At 43.2% G+C, this 9,274-nt stretch carries 7 protein-coding genes and 1 rRNA gene; all 8 read right to left on the bottom strand.

Annotated elements, in window-relative coordinates; genetic code table 11:
• Window positions 1-268, bottom strand: a 16S ribosomal RNA gene (locus tag ACFP56_RS17125); the annotation flags it as partial.
• Window positions 269-560: 292 nt separating this feature from the next.
• Window positions 561-1,613, bottom strand: a complete 1,053-nt coding sequence (locus ACFP56_RS17120; protein ID WP_379236759.1) for an HD-GYP domain-containing protein — start codon at window positions 1,611-1,613, stop codon at window positions 561-563.
• A 39-nt stretch (window positions 1,614-1,652) separates the two neighbouring features.
• On the bottom strand, window positions 1,653-4,166 hold the full coding sequence (gene gyrA / locus ACFP56_RS17115) for a DNA gyrase subunit A (RefSeq protein WP_379236757.1): 2,514 nt from the start codon (window positions 4,164-4,166) through the stop codon (window positions 1,653-1,655).
• Between the two features lie 264 nt (window positions 4,167-4,430).
• Complete coding sequence (gene gyrB, locus ACFP56_RS17110; RefSeq protein ID WP_379236755.1) at window positions 4,431-6,341, bottom strand: DNA topoisomerase (ATP-hydrolyzing) subunit B; 1,911 nt, start codon at window positions 6,339-6,341, stop codon at window positions 4,431-4,433.
• A gap of 62 nt (window positions 6,342-6,403) precedes the next feature.
• On the bottom strand, window positions 6,404-6,652 hold the full coding sequence (gene remB / locus ACFP56_RS17105) for an extracellular matrix regulator RemB (RefSeq protein ID WP_379236753.1): 249 nt from the start codon (window positions 6,650-6,652) through the stop codon (window positions 6,404-6,406).
• A 9-nt stretch (window positions 6,653-6,661) separates the two neighbouring features.
• On the bottom strand, window positions 6,662-7,777 hold the full coding sequence (gene recF / locus ACFP56_RS17100) for a DNA replication/repair protein RecF (RefSeq protein WP_379236751.1): 1,116 nt from the start codon (window positions 7,775-7,777) through the stop codon (window positions 6,662-6,664).
• Window positions 7,778-7,799: 22 nt separating this feature from the next.
• Window positions 7,800-8,018 (bottom strand): S4 domain-containing protein YaaA, encoded by a 219-nt coding sequence (gene yaaA, locus ACFP56_RS17095; protein ID WP_379236748.1) that lies wholly within the window; start codon window positions 8,016-8,018, stop codon window positions 7,800-7,802.
• Between the two features lie 11 nt (window positions 8,019-8,029).
• Window positions 8,030-9,172: a DNA polymerase III subunit beta gene (gene dnaN, locus ACFP56_RS17090; RefSeq protein ID WP_379236746.1), complete on the bottom strand. Its 1,143-nt coding sequence runs from the start codon at window positions 9,170-9,172 to the stop codon at window positions 8,030-8,032.
• Window positions 9,173-9,274: the final 102 nt, after the last annotated feature.

The following is a 9,274-nucleotide window of genomic DNA, read 5'->3' as shown; positions in this document are numbered from 1 at the left end:
TCTCCAACTAGCTAATGCACCGCAGGTCCATCCATAAGTGACAGATTGCTCCGCCTTTCCCAAACGAATCATGCGATCCATTTGCGTATCCGGTATTAGCATTCGTTTCCGAATGTTATCCCAGTCTTATGGGCAGGTTACCTACGTGTTACTCACCCGTCCGCCGCTAAGTCTCAAGGAAGCAAGCTTCCTATCAACTCCGCTCGACTTGCATGTATTAGGCACGCCGCCAGCGTTCGTCCTGAGCCAGGATCAAACTCTCCATTAAAGTGTTTGATTGCTCATTTATTTCGCTTTTATCAATCACCCAACGGGGTTGAATGATTGATGGCAGTTCTTACTCGTTGTTCAGTTTTCAAGGAACAATGCCGTTCATATCACTTCGTGATGCGAACGTTTTGTTTCGTGTGTCTCTCGCAATCTCTCGCGGCGACAAGAAATAATATACCACGAATCGACTACACATTGCAAGTGTTTTTCAAAAGATTTTGTCGAAATATATAAAACCTCAATATCTAGTGCACGACTACATGCTCATGCTAGATATTGAGGCTATAGGTTTAGATCACTTCCGTTATATGCAAACTTCTTTCAATCGTCAAATTGACAATCGTTCCTCCAACAGAGACCCATGGTCTTGTTGGATGGTCACGCTCGAAAAATACAATCTCGCCTACTCGACCATCACTTAGCCTTACTCTAGTTCCTGTATTAAAGTTTGTTACTTTTTCAATAAACATTCTCACGTTTACAGGATCAAGCTTGCCAAAGGCATCACTTTGGATTTGTTCAAGTACAAGATAAGGTGAAATTGGCTTGCGATATACATGATTAAGCGTCATAGCGTGATAAATATCAGCTACTGCAACTATTTTGGAATAAGGGTGCAGCTGACTGCCTACAAATTTGTTCGGATAGCCAGAGCCATCAACTCGTTCGTGATGCTGCAAAGCTGCTAGCTTTACTCCGTCATTTAATCCTGTTATCGAACGCAAAATTTGATAACCATATATCGTATGCATTTGAATTTGTTGTTTTTCATGCTCGGTTAATTTACTAGGCTTATTCAGAATATCTGCATCAACTTTGACATTGCCAATATCCATTAGCAGACCAGCTAATGCAACCTGCATCCAATCTTTTTGCGGTAACCCGACCCATCGCGCCATTAAATACGACGTTAAAGAAGTAACGACGCTTTTATGGAGCAAATAATCCTCATTGTCTGTAAAAGTCGGTGTGTAGGTTATCGGATTATATTCACCAAGATGCTCAAAAATAGTGTTGAGCTGATTGCGAATATCCAAAAGCGGAATAGGCTGACTCGCAAGTACAAGCTGAGAAACCTTCCGCAGCAACTCTACAATCTTTTCATACTCGCGATTGAAATTGCTGACCGGCACTTTGTGTTTCGGAATCTCTTCCTTAAGCTGCTCATCTTCAGGCGCACTGGAGGCGATCTCTACCTTATCGACCATAAAGGCGGTTAAAATATTGAGATCGCGCTCTGTAATAACCTTCTCCTTTAATAACAAGGTGCTTCCTAGTGGAGTGAGGACATCTTCAAGTAATTTTTCACCTAGTTTAAGCTGATCAACTTTGACAGATACCATAGGTCCTCTTCTTCCTTTCCAGCTCAATTAGCATACAGTTTATTGATCTTGATTTTCAGATGAAGATGAAGGAGATGATGGTTCTATTACTGGCTCGTTGTCTTCTATTTCATTTTCAGGTAAATCTGCATCGTCCTCTTTTTCTACACGTGTAACCGTCGATACAATATCATCCTCGCGTGTATTGATGAGCTTAACCCCCATCGTGTCACGCTTCATGGATTTGATATCCTCCATGCTCATGCGAATCAACGTTCCGGAAGCCGTCATAATCATCAGATCTTCTTGATCATCAACCAGCTTCAAAGCTACAACTAAGCCGCGCTCCTCTGTTTGGTTGATCGTTTTAATCCCGATACCACCACGATTTTGCGGACGATACTCGCTCTCCGGTGTACGTTTGCCATAGCCGTTAGATGTAACGACCAGCACCTCGCGACCTTCTGCTACAACGTCCATATCAATCAATTGGTCATCATCCACTAGCTGAATGCCTTTTACGCCGGTTGCTGAACGTCCCATTGAACGAACATCTTTCTCCGAGAAGCGAATCGACATCCCGTGGCTGGTGCCAAGCATAATTTCTTTCGTACCATCTGTCAGCTTTACACCTACCAGATCATCTTCCTCACGCAGTGATATAGCGATTAAGCCAACCTTGCGAATATTTACATAATCGCTAAGCGGTGTCTTTTTAACAATCCCTTGCTTGGTTGCGAAGAACAGGAATTGTTCGTCATTGAATGACTCAACCGGAATAACCGCATTAATCGTTTCTCCCTGTTCAATCTGGATTAGGTTAATGATTGGTGTTCCACGAGCGGTACGGCTTAATTCTGGAATTTCGTAAGCTTTTAGCTTGTAAACCTTGCCTTTGTTGGTGAACACCAGCAAGAAATGATGGGAGTTCGTTACAAATAAATGCTCCACAAAGTCATTTTCCTTCGTATCCATCCCCACTACACCGCGTCCACCACGTTTTTGGCTGCGATACGTAGATACAGGCAGGCGCTTAATGTAGCCAGAATGTGTGATGGAGATTAATACTTCTTCACGAGGAATAAGATCCTCATCCAAAATCTCCTCATCGCTAGCTGTAATTTCAGTACGGCGCTCATCGCCGAAACGCTGCTTAATCTCTTCCAGCTCTTCATGGATGATTTCAAGCACAAGCTGCTCGTCTGCCAAAATCGCGCGGTACTCGCTAATTTTGCGCATTAGCTCCTCGTACTCCGCTTCGATCTTGTCTCGTTCCAGACCTGTTAAACGCTGCAATCGCATATCTAGAATCGCTTGCGCTTGCTCATGAGTTAAGGCAAAGCGCTGAATCAAGCCTTCACGCGCTTCATCTGCTGTTTGAGAGGAACGAATGAGCGTAATGACTTCATCCAGGTGGTCTAAAGCTATGCGCAACCCTTCCAAAATATGAGCACGTGCTTCAGCCTTTTTCAGCTCAAATTCTGTACGACGACGAATGACTTCGATTTGATGCTGCAGGTAATGATACAGCATATCGTGAAGGTTCAACGTTTTTGGTTCGCCATTTACAAGTGCCAACATATTAATCCCGAAATTAGTCTGAAGCTGAGTTTGCTTGTATAGATTGTTCAGAACAACATTCGGATTTACATCACGACGCAATTCAATCACGATACGCATTCCGTTGCGATCAGACTCATCGCGCAAATCTGTAATGCCCTCGAGTTTTTTCTCGCGAACAAGCTCAGCAATTTTTTCAATTAGACGAGCTTTAATAACTTGGTACGGCAGCTCCGTAACAATAATACGAGCCTTGCCGTTATGGTCCTCGATTTCACAGCGTGAACGCATCGTAACCGAGCCACGTCCTGTCAAATACGCTTGTCTGATACCAGCTCGTCCTAAAATAAAGCCTGATGTCGGAAAATCAGGGCCCGATATATAATCCATAAGTTCAAGAGATGTTAACTCAGGATTGCGTATTAGCGCTTGCGCGCCATTAATTACTTCATTCAAATTATGAGGTGGAATGCTCGTAGCCATACCTACTGCAATACCTGTAACCCCATTTACAAGCAAATTCGGGAATCGTGAAGGAAGAACGACTGGCTCTCGCTCTTCACCATCGTAGTTGTCAGTAAAATCAATCGTTTCTTTATTGATGTCACGCAACAATTCCATTGCCATCTTCGATAATCTTGCTTCTGTATAACGCATGGCCGCTGCCATATCACCATCAACAGATCCAAAGTTACCATGCCCATCAACAAGCGTATAGCGCATGGAGAAGTCCTGTGCCATACGAACCATAGATTCATATACAGCAGAATCACCATGCGGATGATACTTACCGATAACTTCTCCTACGATTCTGGCTGATTTCTTATACGGTTTATCCGGCGACATGCCTAAGTCTGACATCGCGTATAGAATACGACGATGCACGGGCTTTAGCCCATCTCTTACATCTGGCAGCGCGCGGCTTACGATTATGCTCATGGCATAATCCATAAACGAATCGCGCATTTCCGTACCTATATCACGATTCACAATTGACATTCTTTCCTCGGCCATGCTTTACCTCCCTAACGTCATAGATCCTATTCCTATTTTCTCCAACTATGCAGCTAAGCAAACAAGGGAGAAAGGATATAAGAATGACGCGTGCTTTCGACTAAGTTCCCATCCTTACGGTTCTCATAATATAAGAGTACCAAACTATATTATACCATTCATTAACTGCACTGTCTTGCTGTAAATACAACGATTGATACAAAAAAGATGCTGCAAAAGCGATCAATATCGCATTTACAGCATCCTTATCCAATCTAATTCATCTTAGAAATCCAGATTGGTTACGTATCTTGCATATTTTTGAATGAAATCTCTACGCGGCTCTACATTATCGCCCATTAACGTATCGAAGATCTTGTCAGCTTCCATTGCATCAGCGATGGATACCTGAAGCATGGTACGACTTTCTGGGTCCATCGTTGTTTCCCACAGCTGAGTCGCATCCATCTCGCCCAAGCCTTTATAGCGCTGAATATTGATTTTATTGCCCTCGCCCAGCTCTTCTACAATGGCGTCGCGCTCTTTTTCAGTAAGGGCGTAGCGCACCACTTTATTACGCTCAATTTTGAAAAGCGGCGGCTGAGCAATGTATACAAAGCCCGCTTCAATAATTTGACGCATATAGCGATAGAAGAACGTAAGCAGAAGTGTCCGAATATGCGCTCCATCGACATCGGCGTCGGTCATAATAATGACTTTATGGTACCTTGCCTTCTCAATATCAAAATCCTCGCCAATCCCTGTTCCAAGCGCCGTAATAATAGCACGAATCTCGGCATTGCCCAATATGCGATCAAGACGCGCCTTTTCAACGTTAAGAATTTTACCACGAAGCGGCAAAATCGCTTGGAAGTGACGATCCCGTCCTTGCTTAGCTGATCCACCCGCAGAGTCACCCTCTACGATGTACAACTCGCTAATCGAAGCATCCTTAGACGAGCAGTCAGCCAGCTTACCAGGCAGTGAGCCAACCTCCAGCACGTTTTTACGGCGAGTCAGCTCGCGTGCTTTCTTCGCAGCCTCACGAGCTCTAGCAGCCTGCAGCCCTTTTTCCACGATTTTTTTGGAAACGCTTGGATTCTCATTCAAAAACTCCTGGAATTTTTCAGAGAATAACGATTCTACGATTCCGCGAACCTCACTGTTTCCAAGCTTTGTTTTCGTTTGTCCTTCAAACTGCGGCTCAGGAATTTTAACTGAGATAATCGCCGTTAATCCTTCACGTACATCATCGCCTGTAAAGTTGGAATCATTGTCCTTCAGCATGCTCATTTTACGCGCATAATCGTTAATAATACGTGTTAAGGCAGCCTTAAAGCCTGATTCATGGGTACCGCCCTCATGTGTATGAATATTGTTGGCGAAGGAATAAATATATTCTGAATAGCTTGCGTTATATTGCAACGAAACTTCCACTTGAATGTTGTCACGATTGCCCTCTACATAGATTGGCTCCTCATGCAGCAATTCACGATGACGGTTTAAGTATTTAACAAATTCATTAATACCGCCCTCATAGTGGAATTCTTCATATTGATCTGTTCGCTCATCCTTTAGCGTGATCATAATCCCTTTATTCAGAAACGCAAGCTCACGAATACGAGTTTGCAACGTCTCATACTCGAATTCGGTTGTTTCTGTAAAGATTTCAGGATCTGGCTTAAAGGTTACCGTTGTACCCGTCTCATCTGTATTTTCAAGGACTTTAATATCGTACTGCGGCACACCGCGTACATATTCTTGTTGATGGAGATGACCGTCTCGCTTAACTTGAACTTGTACATGCTCAGATAGCGCATTTACAACAGAAATCCCGACACCATGCAGACCACCAGAAACCTTGTAGCCTTCACCGCCGAATTTTCCTCCTGCATGCAGCACGGTTAGTACGACTTCAAGCGTTGATTTTTGAAGCTTGGTGTTCATCCCTACAGGAATACCGCGTCCATTATCAATAACAGTAATGCGATTATCCTCATGAATAATCACATCGATTTTCGTACAGAAGCCAGCTAGCGCTTCATCGATACTGTTATCGACGACCTCCCATACAAGATGATGCAAACCCTTTCCGCTTGTTGAGCCAATATACATACCAGGACGCTTGCGGACCGCTTCCAGTCCCTCCAGTACTTGTATCTGACTCTCATCATACGTGTGTTGTTCCAAAGACATGCACGTTCACTGCTCCTCTCAACTGCTAATCCATCTAAAATCAATCAAATCAGTCATTCCGATTACAATGCTGCAAAATGATGTGCTCTCTTCTTCAATGTTGAAGATGAGATCGGTGAGTAAATTACTTTATTCGATGTGATGACAATGCTTTTCGCTTCTTCTTCGCCTATCGTTTCTATTTCCTTGCGCTTTGCGGCGCCGGTCATGAACTGCTTAGACAGCTTGGAAGAGCTTTCGATCGTAATATCGAAAATAGCAACAATCTCTGAAGTTCGAACTATTTTTTCTCCACCTACATGAATATACATCATTCCACCTCATTCCGGAGTTAAGCTCACTTCTCCATTCTTTACGTAATAGATGCCTGCATGATGAAGCCGATCCATATCAACACTCTCAAGACCTGTTGTTGTAATAAAGGTCTGTACCTTGCTCTGGAACGTCTCAATCAGCTGTGTCTGACGATTGCGGTCAAGCTCAGACAACACATCATCCAGTAATAGAATTGGATATTCGCCAATCTCCTCATGAATAAGCTCCAGCTCGGCCAACTTAATAGATAGAGCGGTCGTTCGCTGCTGTCCTTGTGAGCCAAAAACTTGGGCTTCTTTATCATTTATAAAAAATGCGATATCGTCTCGATGTGGCCCGACAAGACTAACGCCTCTTCGGAACTCTTGGTCTTTCACCTGTGTTAACTTTACCATAAATTGCTCGAATAACATAGCTTCATCTTGCAAATGCTCACTCTCAAGCGATGGCTTATAGGCGAGCCTAAGCTGCTCAGCGCCGTTCGTAATGCCCGCATGAATGTGCTGAGCATACGTTTGGAGCTTTTTTATAAAGTGTTGCCGTTTCATCATTATTTTAACACCATACTCGGCGAATTGCATGTTCCACACCTCAAGCATTGCAGCATCTCTGAGATGTTGACCATTTTTTAATACATTGTTTCGCTGCTGCAGCACCTTGTGATATTGCTGAAGCCAATGCAGATAGCCAGGCTGCACTTGACCAATTTCCATGTCCAGAAATCGTCTTCGTACACCTGGCGTGCCTTTTACTATTTCGAGATCCTCTGGTGCAAACATCACGACGTTGAGTCCACCAACATAATCACTTAGCTTTCGCTGCTCAAGCCCGTTCAGCTTCGCTTTTTTTCCCTTTTGGCTGTAGGAAAGCTCTAGAGAAAGTCTACCGTATTTCTTATCAACTACACCGCCAATATAAGCGTGATCGCCTTGCCAGCCGATTAGCTCCTTGTCTTTGGAGGTGCGGTGCGACTTGGTCAGGGCAAGCACAAGAATCGCTTCTAGCAAATTGGTTTTACCCTGCGCATTCGAACCTAAAAATACATTGACCATGCTTGGTGTTTCAAGCTCCAGTGACTCGTAGTTCCGATAATTGCTTAGCTTAATTGATTGAAGTCGCACCTTTTTGCCTCCCGGACGATCATCATTTTGAAGCGACGATTACAAATGTTCCGTGCCCTTCCACTTCAACGTTATCCCCAGGGTATAACTTGCGACCACGGCGCTGATCCGGCTCACCATTTATTAACACTTCTGCTTCCTGTAGAAAAAATTTAGCTTGTCCACCTGTGGATATGCAATCAGACAGCTTTAGAAATGCGCCAAGTGCGATATATTCTGTGGATATCTCAATTTCCTTCACACTGCTTCCTCCTAGCCTGTTGTACGATACGGCAAAATAACGTATACGCAATAATCGTGATCAAGCGGTCGAATAATAATAGGCCGCATTGCTCCCGTAAATCCAATAACAATTTTTTCACTATCTATAACCTTTAATACATCGAGCATATATTTCGAGTTGAATGCAATCCGCAGCGATTCACCTTTGTAGTCGATGGCCTCGATTTGCTCGGTAACTCGACCAAGCTCAGTTGAGCTGGAGGAAATCTCTATTGTATTGTTGTCAATTGTTGTTAAGCGTACGATATTCGTTTTTTCCTCACGTGACATCAAATAAGCACGATCCATTGCTTCCATCAAGTTTTTCGTATCTAGTACAATCTCTGTTTCAAAGTCAGATGGAATGATTTTTGAAGTATCCGGATACGTACCATCCAAAATTCTTGTGAAAAATAAGATTTGGTCAAGTTTAAACAGCACTTGATTGTCTGCTACGACAATATCGATTGGAGAATGCTGATCAGGAATCAGCTTGTACAGCTCATTTAATGTTTTGGCTGCAATAACGATGTTGCTGAAACGAAAATCATCCCCAGCTTCAACTTTTGTTTTACGACTTGCGAGACGATGACGGTCAGTTGCAGTAAATTTTAGCTCGCCTTGCTGTAAATTCCATAACACACCTGTCAAAATGGGTGTTTGCTCGCTTGTGGAAGCTGCTAAAACAGTTTGTCTGATCATGGACTTGATAAGCTCCCCAGGGACCTGCAATACATGATCCTGTTCAATGCTTGGAAGCACTGGGAAATCTTCTGGATCAAGACCTACCATTTGAATTTCAGTTGAACCGGAACGAATTAATGTCTGATAATGCTGGCTAACTTCAATAGATACTTGATCTGAAGGCAGTTTTTTTACGATTTCGACTACAAATTTAGCGGGTAGCACGACGCTGCCTGGTTTATCAATCTCAGCAATAATTTGTCCATTTTGTTCTACAGGAATGAAGTTTTGAATAGATATATCAGTATCACTAGCTGTTAAGGTTACAGCTTGATGGGTAACATCAATTTTTATTCCGCCTAGAATTGGAATAGTTGGACGTGCTGCAATAGCTTTTGCAACGTTTTGGATTGCTTGATTGAGCTCTTGTTTCGCTATTGTTAGTTTCAACGCGATCTCCTCGTTTCTAATAGATGATATTGGTTTAAAAATTAGTAGTAGTAGCAGTAGGGGCACTGAATATGTGGATAACCCCTAATATAGCGGATAAAA

The organism is Paenibacillus septentrionalis, assembly GCF_042659865.1.
GTDB classification, from domain to species: Bacteria; Bacillota; Bacilli; order Paenibacillales; family Paenibacillaceae; genus Pristimantibacillus; species Pristimantibacillus septentrionalis.
The sequence above is the reverse complement of the archived record's forward strand: the minus strand, read 5'-3'. Positions and strand labels throughout refer to the sequence as shown.